Raw genomic sequence first — 16,967 nt, forward strand, 5'->3', positions numbered from 1 at the left:
ACATTAATTATTTCACAATTTCAAGAATTCGTTCCAATACAACCTCAGGTAAAATGCTATGCATTACCTTTTCATATCCATCAGGTATTTTATTACCATATACTGATGTTGGTATTTTATTGAATGTAGCCAAATCAGGTAATATATTATTTTTTTCGGACTGACCGAAAGGCGCAAAACCCGCATACGGATGTGTGACACCCCAAATAGTAACTACAGGTATCCCGTACATGGCTGCCAAATGTCCATTTCCACTATCCATGGATAACATAACATCTAAATTGGAAATCAAATCCAACTCCTGTCTGATGGTTAATTGACCCGCTATACAAGTTGCGTTTTGAAATTTTTGTGCCGTATTTTGCAGTAACTGCGTTTCTTTTTTTCCACCACCAAATAACAAAATTTTATACACGTTTTTTTTATCCAACTCTTGAATTATTTGGAGCATTAACTCATATTTGTATTCCTTTCCTTCATGCTGTGAAAAAGGTGCAATACCTATCCATTTTTTTGTGTTATCACCTACTAAATTGTTCGTTGGAGTATCAACGGTTTCTCTACTCAACACATGTTCTGACTTAAGCTCAAAAGGCAATCCCAAAACCTCAAATACATCTAGATAACGCTGATGCGTGCTTTTTAGAGGCTCAAAAACCTTATCCTTCCACCTGGTCAGTGCTTTTTTTTCCTCACGCCCCTTGTTTATCTGTTCAAATGGAATTTTACCTAATTTAAAAAAGTGCTTTAATATATTTGATCTTAATACATTATGTAGATCTGCCACCGCATCTACTTTTTCTTTCTTTAACTCTTTATACAATTTTCGGAGGCCAAAAATCCCCTTATGCTTTCCGTTTAAGGCAATCACCTTAACCGAAACGTTTGCTATTTGAGCAAAAAAAGGAGCAAAAAAAGCGCGGGTAAGTACTGTGACTTTAATTTCTGGATAAGCTTTTGAAAAGGCCTTTAACACGGGAACTGTCATTGCCACATCGCCCATTGCGGATAATCTGATTACTAAGATATGAGCGACTTGTGCAGACATTTCAGTTTTTAATTAATTTATGTTAATTGAATTCATGAGATTTAAATGAACCACTATGGACTAAAAGTACCATAGTTTCGGTTATTACTAAAAGTCATTACTTTTTAAACATCCGTTTTTTGCAATTGGCTATTAGCCTTTGGCTACTAGCTGTATGATATACCTAAAAAGCATATACTAAAATAACAACTGTAATCAATAAACTGTATGAAAGTCAGCTTTAATTACTTCACCTTAACAAAAAACGTATTACTTTTTATTTCTGCCCTCTTAACACAGGGTTTAATTCATCGTCATTATACATTTTCATTTGTTTATACACCTTCATGAATTTATTCCCTTTTTCTATATCACTAAGTAATTGCTCAATTGCTGATGATAAATCAACACGTTGTTCCAATAGAATATCTAATTTTTTTTGACAAGCTGCCCGGTGCGCTTCGGAAGCATCTGTTCGCGTAGCTTCTTCAGTCATATGGTAAATTTTTAGCGCTAAAATTGACAATCGATCAAATGCCCACGCAGGACTTTCAGAGTTAATTGTTGCATGCTCCTTTGCTGTAACTGTTTCATACAAATCCAAAAAATAACTATCTAAATACTCCACCATATCAGTTCGATCCTGATTTGAGGCATCTATTTGGCGCTTTAAAATTAACGCTGCTTCTGGATTAATCTGTGGATCACGAATGATATCTTCATAATGCCATTGCACCGTATCAATCCAACATTTACGATATAACAAGTGAGCGAATAAATCATCCTCACTTTTGTAGGGGTTTTCAAAATTCTGATCTACACTATCCAACACGTGGTATTTGTCTATTACCTCCTGAAAAATGCTGTTCGCCGTTTTAGTAATCATAATGATAACGCTTGTTTTTATAAAACAAAGATATTGTTTTTATCGGCAAGACAAATGTTTAAATTATTACCTAAATCTACAGATTTTTTTATTTTAGATTTTCCTTTGGTTAAGTTTTTGTTCAAAAACTCAACAGCTTTAAGACTCCATCTCATTGAAGAAAATAAACAGTGAATTGCAAACAACAAAGAGCTATACCAAACAAGACAACAAATCTTAGTTTGTTCAACTCAGCATCAAGCTTTGTAATCCACTTTTTGCAAGGCACACCAATAAAAATGACCTACCAAAAGGCAGGTCATTTTATTTTTTGAAACCTAATTACAAACTAAGGCGCAGGATTAGGAAACTGCTTGTGCACTGCATTAATATCTTTCATAATTTCTTCCGAAAGGACAACATCAATACTACCAATATTTTCTTTCAATTGCTCCACAGATGTAGCCCCAATAATATTACTTGTTATAAAAGGCTGCTGATTTATAAATGCCAAGGACATGTCGGTTAGTGAAATCCCATGCTTAAGTGCCACTTCGCGGTAAGCACGAGTCGCATCAAAAGATTGTTCGTTGTGATAGCGACTAAATTGCGGATATTTTGTTACCCGACCATCAGCAGGGGTTTCATCCAAATATTTTCCTGTCAGTTGTCCAAAACCAAGTGGAGAATATGCCAAATAGCCTACATCTTCGCGGTGTAAAACTTCGGTTAAACCAATTTCATCCTTACGATTCAGTAAACTATAAGGGTTTTGAACAGTACTTATTTTTTGAGCCCCTTTGCGCGCCTCCTCTATATAGCGCATCAACCCATAAGGTGATTCATTGGATACTCCAATATGTCTTATTTTTCCTTGCTTCACGTAGCTTTCCAAAGCCTGTAATACTTCTTGAAAATTGTCCGACCAAGCTTCATCTTCTTGATGTGTATAGCCCAAAAGCCCAAAAAAATTAGTGTTACGTTCAGGCCAATGTAATTGATATAAATCAATGTAATCGGTTTGTAAACGCTCTAACGATTTGTGAATCGCATCATCCAAAGAGGCTTTACTAAAATCAATAGTATTTCTAATTTCTTTTACAAAAGCCCGAGGTCCAACAATTTTACTGGCCACAATAACTTGATCTCGGTTATTGTTTTTTTTAAGCCAAGTCCCAATAATACGCTCCGTATCTCCTTGTTTTTTTATATCAAAAGGGGTGGGATAAAGTTCCGCCGCATCAAAAAAATTCACGCCGTTTTCAATAGCAAAATCCATTTGCGTATGTCCTTCAGCTTCGGTGTTTTGGGTACCCCATGTCATGGTTCCTAAACATATTTTACTTACTTGAATATCAGTTCCAGGTAGGTTTGTGTATTTCATTTAATATAAATTAATAGCATTATTTTTTATAAGCGAAAGTTACTTTTTTATTAGCACATAGCAATTGCGTTACACCTATTAACATAGTATTAACTGAATTGGATTATTGTGTTGAAATTGAGAATTATAACTAAAATTAATTGCCAAATTCACAAAAATTTCGAAAATTAAATTTACCCTCATTTAAAGTATTGTTTTTTAGTACATTAGTTAAAAAATAAAAATGAAACGTTTAGTTATAGTATTTATGGTGCACGTTGCTTTTAATACGAGTATGTTTTCGCAGAAGGTAAACACAAGTACTACGGGCTACGTTTGCGATATAGAAACAGCAAGTTGCGGACCTGCTACCAACGTTTCCACACTTAACAAAACAAACCAACAACAAATGAGCGAAAAAAAGAAAGCCAAATTAGTTTATTATTACGATGCCCTTTGCGGATGGTGTTTCGGTTTTAGTCCAGTAATTGCCAATATAAAAGAAACTTACAAGGATGATTTGACTATTGAGGTAGTTAGTGGCGGATTATTTTTAGGAAACCGAGCAGGTTACGTAAATGATGTAGCACCACACATAAAATCAGGAGCTTATAAGAGTGTTGAAGCCATGACCGGCGCTAAATTTGGAGAAACTTTTTTAAAAGATGTTTTTGGCGAGGGTAAAATGACACTGGATTCCACCTGGTCATCCATAGCCCTTTGTGTAGTTAAAGATAAAAAAACCGAAAGCCAGGTAGCTTTTGCTAAAATATTACTGGATGCCATTTATGCCGATGGTATGGACACCATTGATGTGGATGCCATTGCCCAATGCGCTACAAAAATTGGCTTTGATGCCAACGCATTTAAAGTGTACATGAGCGATCCTGTTTACAAGGAAATGGCAGAAAAAGAATTTCAAAATTACAAGCAAAATGGAATTAGAGGAATGCCTTCATTAATGCTAGAAACCGAAGATACTAAAGTACTACTTTCCAATGGCTACGTAAGTTACAAGCAACTGGCTGAACGGTTGGATACTTATTTAAAGTAATAATCGAATCGCTGTGTAACACCAAAATATTTGAAAATCTCAAGTATTATGATACAACTGGAAAATTAAATTCGAGATGTCCGTAAAAAGCTCTATATCATTAGTTCGCACTTGAAATTATAAGATTGAATTAAAACTTTTACATTTAGAAGTAGCATTTTTTGTGATCCTAGATTCATTCAAACAGGTCGGGACTTGATTAATAATAATAATACTATCCTTTATGTACCAAACAATAGATGTAGTCTTCCCCCTCTAAATTAAGCTTTTTTTATTTAGTTTTTTTTCCAGTTTTAGCGGATTCGTAAATTGCATCTATGACCAACATGTCTTTGTAGCCCTCCCTCCCAGTAATATGATTTGGTAAAGGTTCATTCTTTAAAATATAAGCTGCAATGCCATCCATTTGTTCTTTTTGCTGATTAATGGAAGGGAAATCCATGGCTCCTAGGCTTGATTTTCCACTAAGTGGAGCATAGCTATGCGCAGGGTCTAACTCAAAATGACCTTTGTCTCCTGAAGCATATATTTTATTTATGTTGTAACTGTAAGAGCTTGCCGAATTTGTTATGGCTCCACCAGGAAATTCCAATTGCCAGGTGATTGATTCTTCAACCTCATCAAAAAATTCTGGCCTTTGAATTGGCCCAAACTGAGCCGTAACATGTGTAGGCTCTTCACCTAAGATATAGCGGTTGTTTTGAATGCAGTAAATTCCAATATTAGGTAACGGACCACCACCTGCCATTGCCTTTTTTAAGTGCCAAGCATCTTTTGACCATCCTTTTATACGGTATCCAAATCCTGAATCAATAAATCTAATTGGCCCCAAACTATCTGAATTTGCCAGGCGCTTTGCCTCATGATAATAAGGATCATAATGTAAGCGGTACCCGACCGCCAATTGCACCTTGTTCTTTTTGCATTCGGCAATCATTTCCAAACAATCTGATGCATTCAATGCCATGGGCTTTTCAACTATAACGTGTTTTCTTGCTTTTGCAGCTCTAATAGTAAATTCCTTATGCATTGAATTTGGAAGTACCACATAAACTAAATCAATAGCACTATTATCCTTTATACTATCAAAATTATCATAGTTATAAATGTTTTTTGACGGAACATTGTATTTTTTACCCCAGGTTTCTTCTTTTTCAGGAGTTTCCATAATCAACCCTGCTAATTTACAGTTATCAGCAGCCTGTAATGCGTCTGCTAAAATTTTAGCATAGCGCCCTAAACCACACAAAGCAATATTGAGCTTTTTTTCTGATCCCGAATTTAGCGAGGCATTTTTAAAACTTTCAAATGACATTAATGTTGACGGAAGTATAGATGCACTACTTAGTAAAGTCAAGTTTTTTAAAAACGTTCTTCGTTGTTGCTGTTCCATAACTCATTTTTTGTGTTGACTCAATTTACTATTTTTTTCTGTAAATCATTATGTGAAACTATATGCAATATGCCAGCTTAGTACTTAATAAAACCTACATAAATTGGAAGAGAAAATTTTTATACGCGCTGATTTTAACCCTTTTTGAGTCTCCACGGTGGATTTAATCTGTTTGTTCCGGCATAGAATAAGATCAGTTGATTTCCGTCCACATCCTTTAACCGCGCTTCTCTCCACAACCATTTTTGATCGGTAGGATCCAGTTCAAATGTTATCCCTTGGCTTTTTATTTTGTCAACTTGTTCGTCAAGGCGATCACATTCAAAGTACACATAAATTCCATCACCTTGAGGTAATTTATCGGTTTGATGAATTGAAAAAGTAGCATTGCCATTTGGACATTCAAAACGTGCATAATGCGGTAATGCTTCAACAATTAGCTTCAATCCTAATTTTTTATAAAAAGGTATTGATTTTTTCAAATCCAATGAAGGAATAGTAACTTGATTTAAATTCATGACAATACTTTAGGCTTTAGACTTAAAATGAACCATTATGGACTAAAAACACCATAGTTTCGGTTATGACTAAAAGTCATTACTTTTTAAACATTCGTTTTTTGCAACTAGCTATTAGCAGTATTTTAAAGCCAACAGCTAATTACTAATTACCAATAGCTCTTGTAATATTTTTAGAAGCTAAAAGCGAAATGCATTAAAAATGCATAGTTTTAACTAAACCTGAAACCAATAAAGCTTTCATTTTAATATCGGTAACAAAGGCAAGTTTAAAAGTTCATACTATGGCTGAATCCTTTTAAAATACATCATCAAAATTCAGCAAAGCGCTTATCAAAAATAAAATTGGTATCAGTAAGTGTGTTTAAAAACGATATTAACTGTTCTTTTTCCTCTTGACTAAGTGCAATGCCTAAATTATTATTGCTTTTTAAAATTGGATCCAGTGTTTCACTATCTTGAACACCTGCGCTATAAAAATCTAAAACATCGTTTAAGGTTTTAAATCTGCCGTCATGCATGTAAGGCAAAGTTAGTGCAACATTTCGCAAACTTGGTACTCTAAATTTTCGGGTATCCTCGGCTAATCCAGTCACTAATTTTCGTCCCACATCGTTGTACTCAGGATCTAAGGGCAACCCATTGTTTCTGTAGGATTGATCGGTAAACAAAGTACCAGCGTGGCAACTTGCGCATTTGTTTTCAAAAAGTTTTTGTCCTGCTTTTTCTTGGGCAGTAAAGGCAATTCCACCTTCGTTACGGATAAGTTTATCATACTTACTATCTGCTGAAATCATAGTTACTACAAATTGCGAAAGTGCCTTAAGCATATTTGCCGTATCAATTTTTCCGTTTTCAAACGCTGCTTTAAATAAAGGCGGATAAGTATTATCTGCAGCTAGTTTGTTCAAAATATTGACAAAGGTTTCGTTCATTTCAACCTCGGAAGTAATTGGGATTATTGGTTGCATGTCCAAGTGATTTGCAGCTCCATCCCAATTGAATTCATTTAAAAAAGCCATATTTTGAATTGGTGGCGCGTTACGTGTGCCCAAAAGCCCATTTACACCATGACTTACAATATGTTTGTGATGTGTAAATGAAAACTCCTGCCTGTGGCATTCCCCACAGGATATAATTCCTGTTGAAGATAATTTACCTTCGTAAAAAAGCTTTTTCCCTAAAGCAAAACCTTCTTTAGTAGGAGGATTCGAATTCAAATCATAAGTAAGTTCTGGGAAGTTTTCTGGTATATTTACTTGTAATAAAGTAGGATTAAATACTTTTTCTCCTTCCACATCTTGGTACTGCTTGTCCTGCTCACTTTCGCTTGAACACGAAATAAGCATAGTAGCTAATAGACCAATTATGATAAGGGTTAATCGCATTATTTTATACTTTTACATTATTTTTCCTTCTAGCTATAGCTAGAAAATTTACATACATCACCTGATATTTAATATACAGTAAACAAGTTACTTAAAACTAATTTGCTGAAAACATGGTTTGAATGTTAGCTGCATATTTTGGTGAATTTTCAGGATCAATTTGTATTTCAGGCTTTGATGCTAATGATAGTGTATTTACCGCGTCAAAAACCTTGGCTATATCCACTTTTAAATTCAAATCTGCTGTTTTACCGTTTGCTACATTTAGTGGTGCAATAGCTAATTCAATTTGTTTGTAATTGTCAAGTTTATCTCCATGACTGCCAACATGAATTAAAAAATCTTCGGCCTTATCGTTCGTTGGTGTAGTGTATGTTCCTTCAAACTTAATAAATTTATAGCCCGCAGCCCAACCCCAAAGCATTTGTGCTTCTTGTGCCATAGGAATAAAATTTAACGTTCCGGAAGCAATAGGGTACTTACTTTGATCTACTCCGAAACCAAATTTAACGGACGTATAGTCTGCTGCTGGCACTTTAGAAAAATCGATAGTTAATGTGTTTTTATCCGCTTCATTTACTAAAAAAAAACTTTCGGCTTTGGGGTAAACAAATTCATTACCTTGGGCATCTACAAACACAAAATCACTTAAAATATACTTTAACTCATCAATTTGATAGGATTCGCCTGAGTCATTGGTATAGGTTTCCGCACTTAATACTAAATTTTTATTATTAACTACATTGCTAATACTTAAATTTACGGTTCCAGATTCCGCCGTTTCATCGCTATTACATGCTACAACTAGCAACAGTATTACAGCCAATAGGAGGTTTACATTTCTATTTTTCATTTCAATTTTTTTCTGATAAACTAATGACAAATGCATCTTTTCTTCCTTTATTTTTTAGCGTATCGCTTGCACTTTCCGAGTCGCCAACAACAATAATATTTTTGGCATCATCCTGTAATACATCAGTAGCAAAATCAAGTTGCGTACCACCAAATGTAGTTGCCCACTGTAATTTTAAATTTTGATCAATTTCACCCAAATAAATATCATTTTCACCACTGTTATCCGTTACATCACCATTATTGCTGCGAGTGTTCCCCGAAATTAAAAAATTGCCCGTATTGGTTTCAAAAATAGCCTTTGCTGTTTCAAACTCAGTCCCACCAATGGTTGTTTGCCCTAGTAATGCGCCATTGGCATCAATTTTAATAACCCAAATATCAGCATTGCCTTTATTATCCGGCACATCAAAGTCCGAACTACGAGAATCGCCTACAATAATGTAATTATCATTGCTAGTTTTAATGATTGCATTAGCCATGTCAATCCCTGAACCGCCGTATGTCTTTTCCCAAACTAAGGCGCCAGTATCGTCAATACGAACAGCCCAAAAATCATAACTGCCTTTGTTGTTTGAAATATCAAAATCCGTACTTTCAGTGGAGCCAACAGCAATAAAACCTCCGTTAGGCATGGCTACAATATCACTTGCTCTGTCATTATTTGAGCCGCCAAAAAACTTTTCCCATTCTTTAATGCCGTTTTTGTTTAATTTGTGAATCCAGAATTCGCCAACACCATGCCTGGATTTTGCTATTTTTGCACCATTTTCAGGATTTTCATTTGGTTTTAAATTAGGTCCTACGTAATTATCAACATCTAAAAAACCAGCAGTAGCAAAACCACCATCGGAGGTTTCAATGGCCGAAAAAGCGCGATCATCACCTAAAAAACCAAAGCTATTTTCCCACACTAAATCACCATCGGCATTTAATTTTATGATCCAATGATCGTATGAACCTTTGTTATTACTCACATCACCATCAGTACTTCGGCTATAGCCAGAAACAATAAATCCACCGTCGCTAGTTTTAGAAATACTTTCGCCACGATCATCGTCAGTGCCACCAAAAGTTTTATTCCAAATAATTTCCCCTGCAGCATTAATTTTAACCACCCAAAAATCCTGCGTACCAGTAGCTCTGTTTACATCACCATCAATACTTTCAGTATTTCCTAAAAGAATATAATCCTCCTTGGAAAGTGTAATCGATTTTATTTCGTCATTTAAGCTTCCGCCAAGGTTTTTTATCCAATTTTGGTTGAATTCAACTGAGTTTAAAGAGGAAACTGTACCAGGTGTTTTAGGCATTGATTCGCTTTCAGAAGAAGAACAGCTAAGTAAAAAGCCTGTGAGTAGCACTAATGCTGGGTTATATTTTAGTAAATGATTGTGCATTGCTATTACTCTGATTTTTCAATTACAAACAGCCCTCGCCTAATATCGCTTACAATGATAATTCCGCTTTCAAAATAAGGATAATTACTCCAAACACCCCCAAATTCGGCTCCGTTTGACTCGGGTAAGGTATCAAAGAAACCTACTTCGGTCATATTTTTATTAGCCACATCACTAATATCAATCATACGTACCCCAGCAGTATAATTGGACAGATAAAACAAGTTACCTTTTACATAGCCATTGTGATCAGATGCGTTGGTTGGACCAGAATACTCCATATGAACAATAGGATTATCTAAATCAGTAAAGTCAAAAACAATAGTTCTGGTTTTAAAACCTATGTTTTGTTCATCAAGTTCATCGCCCAACAAAAAATAAGTTTGATCCTCAGTAAACCAACCTTGATGCGTATATCTAAAATTATTATATGTTATTTCTGCAATTTTTGCTGGGTTATCTTTGTCGGTAACATCTACAATTACCACCTCATCTTCATTGCTGCCCACATAAATTTCTCTTCCCTGATAATCTGGATCAGGACCCGTATAAGTAACTACTTGTGCATCGTGGGAATAGCCATCTTCGCCATATCCTCCTGATGCCACTGGCGCTTTTGGAGTAGAAACATCAACAAACACAGCGCCACCCCCAAAAATATTTCTATTGGTTCCATTTACGTAAGCATAGCTCATGCTCTCGTTAATTACAATATTATGGGCGTTTCCAAATTCGTTAAAATTAGCATCAGCAGAAAAAGTTTGATTTGTCCCTCCTGAGCGCAAGCGTGATAAATCAAAAACCTGCATTCCGTGTCCTGCAGCCTCACTCACAATAAATGCATGGTTATCGTACACTTTTATATCTCTCCAAATACTGTTTACAGTTGCTGTAGGCAGTCTTCCAACGATTTCTGGTTTTTCCAGATTGGATAAATCTACGAAAACTACACCGCTATTACCACCAATAATAGCGTACTCCTTTTGGTTAGTAGGATCAGTCCAACCCCAAATATCGTTGACCCTGGCACCTTCACCAGTAAAGCCTAAATCATTTAGTGATAATTGTGATAGCAAATCATAGCCGTTGCATGGATATATTCCGGCAAAACCATTTTCGCAAATCAATTTTTCAGAAAAATCAGGCTTATCTGGCAATCGTTCTTGAACTATTAAGCCATTATTGTCATCATTGCTGCAGCTTAAACAAAGCAGCAATAAAAAAAACAAAAGGTGTTACTGAATGAAAAAGGTTTATTTTTTGATAACATACTGATAGCTTTTGAACGTTTGTATATTTGAAGATGTCGAATGTTTGTATAATAAACTGAAAATCAACACCTGTAATCAGATGTAAAAACATATCCAATGAAACATTAAAAAAAATTAATAACGTAATACTAATTTTTATACAATTTAAGCAGAAATTCTGACAGTAGTACTAGGTACATGTTATGAATTGTAGCTGAAATAGATTTTCTAACACTTAAGTTATTTTTATTTTTGCACTATGATAGAAGATAAAACACCACCACGCACCCGCCTTTCTGAATTAGGGGAATTTGGTTTAATTGATCATTTGACAAAAAACTTCGAAATAAAACATGAAAGCACCATAAAAGGGATTGGTGATGATGCAGCTATTGTTGATTTTAAAAATGACAAATGTGTAATTACTACGGATTTATTGGTTGAAGGCATTCATTTTGATTTGGCCTATGTCCCTTTAAAGCACTTGGGCTATAAAGCTGTTATGGTAAATTTATCCGATGTATACGCTATGAATGCCATACCTAAACAAATTACGGTGTCCATAGCAGTAAGTAATCGTTTCCCTTTGGAAGCACTAGAGGATTTGTATGCCGGGATTGCAACGGCTGCTAAAATTTATAATATTGATGTTATTGGAGGCGATACTACCTCATCCAATAAAGGGCTTTTAATAAGCATTACTGCGCTGGGTCATGCAGCCGAAAGTGACATTATTTACCGAAGCGGAGCAAAAGACAACGATTTAATTGTAGTTTCAGGCGATTTAGGTGCTGCGTACATGGGATTGCAAATATTGGAGCGTGAAAATGAAGTGTTTAAAGTAAATCCGCAATCACAACCAGACTTGTCTATGTATTCCTATTTAGTGGAGCGCCAACTCAAGCCCGAAGCTAGAAAAGATATCCCTGAATTGCTAAAAGCTCTTGAAGTAACTCCTACAAGTATGATTGATATCAGTGATGGTTTATCATCGGAACTACTACACCTTTGTAAGGCATCAGAACTTAGTGCTACCTTGTATGAGGATAAAATACCTTTAGATCCTACAGTAATTAGTACTTGCGAGGAATTCAATTTAGACAGTACCACTATTGCATTAAGTGGAGGTGAAGATTATGAGTTACTTTTTACAGTTAAGCAAGAAGATTTCCCTAAAATAAAAGCGAATCCAAGTCTGTCAATTATTGGACATATGACCCCTAAAAATGAAGGTATTTATTTAGTAACCCGTGGCAATACTAAGGTTGAAATTACTGCTCAAGGCTGGAACAGTTTAAAAAGTTAGTCTATAGCTTAAGCAACTATTTTCATTTTAGAGCGTTTAGTTCTGCGGCGTTTTATAATTACCTGCTCTAAACCTAAATGAATAAATTTTAATTTTGGGGTTAAAGGAACTAAAACGCCTTTGGCATCATTAGTAACTTCTTTACCACAACAAGAACATGTATATTCTTTAATGTGATTAGTGACTTTTTTTGTAATCCGATACTGGTGACCTACTACGGAGCAGTATAATTTTGGTATAAATAATTTGCTTGATACATTCATAACATTGGGGTGTAATGCATTATTATACTGCTAAATAAACAAAAACATCCCTATAAACCAAATAGTGATTTTTAAAATCGAAGTATTATTCCTACAAATATAAGGTTTATTTTCTTTTTGACACATCTAAGCTACTGAAAACAAAGGATTTGATGTAAATGTGTTAAAATTTACATTTTATCGGTTTTTTTTGCATTTTGTCTATTTATTAAGTAAAAAATAATACGCTTTAAGGTAAATTTAACATATTACAATCAGTGATTTTTCGAGTATTTCATAATCGATTATATTTGATTTTTCTTTTTTCACTTCCCCGTCTAGCTGATATTCAATAAAATCACCTTCAACATTTTTTACAATAATTTTTTTAGCGGCATAATAATGTACTTCTTTCAAACTTTCGTGCTTTTTAAAAAGCATCAATAAGCCAAATATCAAAATTTTAAGCTTGCTAATTTTTGAAACAATTAATACATCAAAAACACCATCCTTTAATGACGCCTTTGGTGTTAAACTTAAGTTGTACCCCAATTCATTTGAATTAGATACAAAAACCATAAATGGCTTGCAATTTATGACCTGTCCATCAATATGTACTTCATAAACTTCATTGGTGCTGTACTCTTTAAGAGCTTTAATACTTGATTTTAAATAACCAATAATAGTACGCTCATTGGAGTTCTCATAATTTTTAATTACCTGAGCATCAAACCCCATACCTGAATTACTAAAAAAATAATTGCCGTTTACCCTACCCACATCGATTTTAGAAAAGTGTTCTTTTTTAATAAGTAACAGTGCTTTTTCAATTTCCTGAGGAATATTCAAATTTGAAGCCAAACCATTCCCAGAACCACCCGGAATTATACCTAAAGCAATGTTGGTTCCTACTAAATAAGATGCTACCTCGTTTACAGTTCCATCTCCACCACAGGCAACAACAATTGAAGCGCTAGCCATTACACTATTTTTAACCAATTCAGTAGCATGATTTTTGTGCTTAGTGTAAAATATACTCACCTCAAATTGGTTTGATGAGAAATACTTTCGAATTAAACTTTCAGAAATTTGATTGTTTCCCGCTCCAGATATTGGATTTATTATAAAGTGTATGCTCTTCATTAGCTCAATTGGTAGTTTTTAGTATTCTAATTAAATACTTAGGTCTAAAATACTGCAATCTACTATTTAGTCAAGGTTTCTTTTTAAATCATTTCTATAATTATTTACAAAAAAAGATGCCATCTTTTCCATCACAAAACCAAACTTAGAATTACATTGCCAAGTGCTCTTTGCACTGCTATACTCCCGTCATTATTGTTAAATATTCCTACAAATTGTAAATTATTTACATCCATTTAATTTGAAAAATACCGTAAATTGTCACATTCTGCCCACAGGCAAAACAAAGCTTTATGATGTGGTATCGTTACATTTTTTATATTTTTTTTAGAAGTTGGTTTTACCTCATGATGGGAATACCGCTAATTATTTTTGCACCACTACTTATTGCACTTACACTAAGGCAGGCTTGGTACCCTGCTTTTTTTAAGGTAGCGCGTTTATGGGCAACATTTGTACTTTATGCATCTGGTTTTGTGCCTATTCGAAAAAACGGTGTTTTTAATAAGCAAGGGGAAAGTTTTATGATCATTGCCAATCATACTTCTATGCTTGACATTATGCTTATGTTACACACGGTAAAAAATCCGTTTGTTTTTGTTGGAAAAAAAGAACTCACTAAAATTCCTGTGTTTGGTTATTTTTACAAAAGAACTTGCATATTGGTAGATCGCGGAAGTACTAAAAGTAAAAGAGACGTTTTTGAACAGGCAAAAGTAAAAATAAACTCAGGATTAAGTATCTGTATTTTTCCAGAAGGTGGTGTGCCCGAAGACGAATCAATTTTACTGGACACTTTTAAAGATGGTGCTTTTAGATTGGCAATAGAACATCAGCTTCCTATAATTCCCCTTGTTTTTCCAGATAATAAAAAACGCTTTTCATATACTTTTTTCAGTGGTAGCTTCGGAAAAACACGCTCATATATTTTGAATGAATTTTCAACCTCAAATTATAGTATGAACGAAAAAGGAACTTTAAAAGAACAACTACATCAACTTATTTTAAATAAACTTAAACAATAAAATTGTGTTACTATGGATAATCACGTAAAGGAGCCGCTAAACTGGAATGATTTTAATAAAGTAGAAATGCGAATAGGCACAATTATTTCGGCAGAACTTTTTAAAGAAGCTAAAAAACCTGCATATAAGTTATTTATAGATTTCGGAGAATTTGGTATTCGAAAAACCTCAGCTCAAATAACAAAACTTTATCAACCTAATGATTTAATTGATAAACAAATTATTGCAGTTACTAATTTTTCTCCAAAGCAAATTGCAAATATAATGAGTGAATGTTTGCTGTTAGGTGGTGTAGGAGATGATAACGAAATTACTATCATACAACCTGAACGCCCAGTCAAAAACGGGACACGTATAGGTTAATTCTATTTCTGTTAGACGTGTTTCATCCTTTACTCCTTTGGTTGTTGCAAAAAACATATGTGTTGATAAATTTTTTAATTACACCGGTCAGTAGCTTATAACTGCAAACTATATTATTCTGAAAAACATATTATAGAAAACTAAAAAACCCCAAAAACAACACAAGAGTTTCAGGGGTTTGTAAATTTAGTAAACGCAATTAGTTATAGCTTTGCTAACCAGCTTTTGTATGAAGTTTTTTCTTCTAAAATTTGTTCAAGCTCAGCAATAGCTACTCGCTGTTGTTCCATAGTATCTCGATCCCTAATAGTAACCGTTTTAGTTTCTAAAGATTCGTGATCTACGGTAATGCAAAATGGTGTGCCATTGGCATCCTGCCTACGGTATCGGCGCCCTACAGCATCTTTTTCATCATAAACTACATTAAAATTCCATTTTAGTGTATTGATGATTTCTTGTGCCAATTCTGGTAAGCCATCTTTTTTGACTAGCGGTAAAATGGCCGCTTTTGTAGGTGCTAAAACTGCAGGTAATTTTAAAACGGTACGTTTGCTACCATCCTCTAAAGTTTCTTCTTTTAATGATTTTGAAAATACAGCCAAAAACATTCGGTCCAAACCAACTGAAGTTTCAACCACATAAGGCGTGTAGTTTTTATTTAGTTCATGATCAAAATACTGTAATTTTTTACCTGAAAATTCCTCGTGCGCTTTCAAATCAAAATCAGTACGAGAGTGTATTCCTTCCAATTCTTTAAACCCAAAAGGAAAATTAAATTCAATATCAGCAGCTGCATTAGCGTAATGCGCTAGTTTATCATGATCATGGAAACGGTAGTTTTCTTCACCCAAACCAAGTGATAAATGCCACTTCAAACGGGTTTCTTTCCAGTATTCGTAGGATTTCATTTCCTCGCCCGGACGCACAAAAAATTGCATTTCCATTTGCTCAAATTCACGCATTCGGAAAATAAACTGACGGGCCACAATTTCATTTCTAAAAGCCTTACCCGTTTGAGCAATACCAAAAGGAATTTTCATTCGCCCGGTTTTTTGAACGTTTAGGAAATTAACAAAAATCCCTTGCGCAGTTTCAGGACGTAAATACAAATCGGTAGCCGTTTCTGCAGAAGCGCCTAATTTTGTGCCAAACATCAAATTAAATTGGCGAACATCCGTCCAGTTTTTTGATCCTGTATCAGGATCAGCAATACCTAATTCTTCAATTTGTGCCTTAACATCAGCTAAATCTTCATTTTCTAATGATTTACCCATGCGAGCCAGTATCGCTTTATTTTCTGCTAGGTATTTTACAACCCTTGGATTGGTAGTCACAAATTCTTCTTCGTTAAAAGCATCGCCAAAGCGCTTTCTTGCTTTCGCTATTTCCTTATTGGCTTTTTGAAGAATTTTTTCGGCATAATCCTCAATCAAAACATCAGCACGGTAGCGTTTTTTTGAATCCTTATTATCAATCAAAGGATCATTAAACGCGTCTACATGACCAGATGCCTTCCAAGTTGTGGGGTGCATAAATATTGAAGCGTCCAAGCCAACAATATTCTGATGCATTTGAACCATACTTTTCCACCAATATTCTCGGATATTTTTTTTAAGTTCAGCCCCGTTCTGACCGTAATCATAAACAGCACTTAATCCATCATATATTTCGCTTGATCCAAAGATGTATCCGTACTCTTTGGCGTGTGATATTACTTTTTTAAAAGTGTCTTCTTGTTTTGCCATTTGGCAAAAGTAAATGATACCAGTATAACCTCA

At 34.7% G+C, this 16,967-nt stretch carries 16 protein-coding genes; 4 read left to right on the forward strand and 12 right to left on the reverse strand.

Features of this window, described 5'->3' with window-relative positions; genetic code table 11:
- Positions 1–7 precede the first annotated feature (7 nt).
- From GMC_RS0106240 to GMC_RS0106255, 3 genes are all read right to left on the reverse strand, one after another.
- On the reverse strand, positions 8–1,048 hold the full coding sequence (locus GMC_RS0106240; RefSeq protein ID WP_010521332.1) for a glycosyltransferase family 9 protein: 1,041 nt from the start codon (positions 1,046–1,048) through the stop codon (positions 8–10).
- A gap of 256 nt (positions 1,049–1,304) precedes the next feature.
- Positions 1,305–1,913 carry a DUF4254 domain-containing protein gene (locus tag GMC_RS0106245; RefSeq protein WP_010521333.1) on the reverse strand — a complete coding sequence of 203 codons (609 nt, stop codon included), beginning with the start codon at positions 1,911–1,913 and terminating at the stop codon, positions 1,305–1,307.
- A 328-nt stretch (positions 1,914–2,241) separates the two neighbouring features.
- Positions 2,242–3,276 carry an aldo/keto reductase gene (locus GMC_RS0106255; protein WP_010521334.1) on the reverse strand — a complete coding sequence of 345 codons (1,035 nt, stop codon included), beginning with the start codon at positions 3,274–3,276 and terminating at the stop codon, positions 2,242–2,244.
- A gap of 223 nt (positions 3,277–3,499) precedes the next feature.
- On the opposite strand from GMC_RS0106255, the gene GMC_RS0106260 reads away from it, so the two are divergent.
- Positions 3,500–4,309 (forward strand): DsbA family protein, encoded by an 810-nt coding sequence (locus GMC_RS0106260; RefSeq protein WP_010521335.1) that lies wholly within the window; start codon positions 3,500–3,502, stop codon positions 4,307–4,309.
- 271 nt (positions 4,310–4,580) lie between these two features.
- Here the strand turns inward: GMC_RS0106260 and GMC_RS0106265 are convergent, their stop codons facing one another.
- The 6 genes from GMC_RS0106265 to GMC_RS0106290 all read right to left on the reverse strand — a co-directional run bounded on the left by GMC_RS0106265 (position 4,581) and on the right by GMC_RS0106290 (position 11,077).
- On the reverse strand, positions 4,581–5,702 hold the full coding sequence (locus tag GMC_RS0106265; RefSeq protein ID WP_010521336.1) for a Gfo/Idh/MocA family protein: 1,122 nt from the start codon (positions 5,700–5,702) through the stop codon (positions 4,581–4,583).
- Positions 5,703–5,836: 134 nt separating this feature from the next.
- The gene (locus GMC_RS0106270; protein WP_010521337.1) at positions 5,837–6,220 is read right to left on the reverse strand and encodes a VOC family protein; all 384 of its coding nucleotides are present in this window, start codon (positions 6,218–6,220) and stop codon (positions 5,837–5,839) included.
- Between the two features lie 311 nt (positions 6,221–6,531).
- Entirely contained in the window at positions 6,532–7,608 is a 1,077-nt protein-coding gene (locus GMC_RS0106275) for a cytochrome-c peroxidase (protein ID WP_010521338.1), read from the reverse strand.
- A 97-nt stretch (positions 7,609–7,705) separates the two neighbouring features.
- Complete coding sequence (locus tag GMC_RS0106280) at positions 7,706–8,461, reverse strand: MbnP family protein (RefSeq protein ID WP_040472464.1); 756 nt, start codon at positions 8,459–8,461, stop codon at positions 7,706–7,708.
- A 1-nt stretch (position 8,462) separates the two neighbouring features.
- Positions 8,463–9,860, reverse strand: coding sequence for a hypothetical protein (locus GMC_RS0106285; protein ID WP_010521340.1), 1,398 nt, complete (start codon positions 9,858–9,860; stop codon positions 8,463–8,465).
- Positions 9,861–9,865: 5 nt separating this feature from the next.
- A complete protein-coding gene (locus GMC_RS0106290; RefSeq protein ID WP_316928963.1) occupies positions 9,866–11,077 on the reverse strand; it encodes a choice-of-anchor B family protein in 1,212 nt (403 codons plus the stop codon).
- 292 nt (positions 11,078–11,369) lie between these two features.
- Between GMC_RS0106290 and thiL the strand changes: the two genes are divergently transcribed.
- Positions 11,370–12,416 (forward strand): thiamine-phosphate kinase, encoded by a 1,047-nt coding sequence (thiL, locus tag GMC_RS0106295; protein WP_010521342.1) that lies wholly within the window; start codon positions 11,370–11,372, stop codon positions 12,414–12,416.
- A gap of 8 nt (positions 12,417–12,424) precedes the next feature.
- On the opposite strand, the gene GMC_RS0106300 is transcribed toward thiL, so the two are convergent.
- Together GMC_RS0106300 and GMC_RS0106305 are read right to left on the reverse strand one after the other, a co-directional pair.
- Complete coding sequence (locus GMC_RS0106300) at positions 12,425–12,679, reverse strand: DUF1660 family phage protein (RefSeq protein WP_010521343.1); 255 nt, start codon at positions 12,677–12,679, stop codon at positions 12,425–12,427.
- Positions 12,680–12,919: 240 nt separating this feature from the next.
- On the reverse strand, positions 12,920–13,801 hold the full coding sequence (locus tag GMC_RS0106305) for a diacylglycerol/lipid kinase family protein (protein ID WP_010521344.1): 882 nt from the start codon (positions 13,799–13,801) through the stop codon (positions 12,920–12,922).
- 293 nt (positions 13,802–14,094) lie between these two features.
- Between GMC_RS0106305 and GMC_RS0106315 the strand changes: the two genes are divergently transcribed.
- Both GMC_RS0106315 and GMC_RS0106320 read left to right on the forward strand, forming a co-directional pair.
- Positions 14,095–14,826 (forward strand): lysophospholipid acyltransferase family protein, encoded by a 732-nt coding sequence (locus GMC_RS0106315; RefSeq protein ID WP_029489631.1) that lies wholly within the window; start codon positions 14,095–14,097, stop codon positions 14,824–14,826.
- Positions 14,827–14,838: 12 nt separating this feature from the next.
- The gene (locus tag GMC_RS0106320; RefSeq protein WP_010521346.1) at positions 14,839–15,189 is read left to right on the forward strand and encodes a tRNA-binding protein; all 351 of its coding nucleotides are present in this window, start codon (positions 14,839–14,841) and stop codon (positions 15,187–15,189) included.
- A gap of 203 nt (positions 15,190–15,392) precedes the next feature.
- Here GMC_RS0106320 and GMC_RS0106325 read toward each other — a convergent pair whose 3' ends face one another.
- Complete coding sequence (locus GMC_RS0106325) at positions 15,393–16,934, reverse strand: glycine--tRNA ligase (RefSeq protein ID WP_010521347.1); 1,542 nt, start codon at positions 16,932–16,934, stop codon at positions 15,393–15,395.
- Between the last annotated feature and the right edge of the window lie 33 nt (positions 16,935–16,967).

The organism is Aquimarina agarivorans (assembly GCF_000218485.1).
Lineage (GTDB): Bacteria > Bacteroidota > Bacteroidia > Flavobacteriales > Flavobacteriaceae > Aquimarina > Aquimarina agarivorans.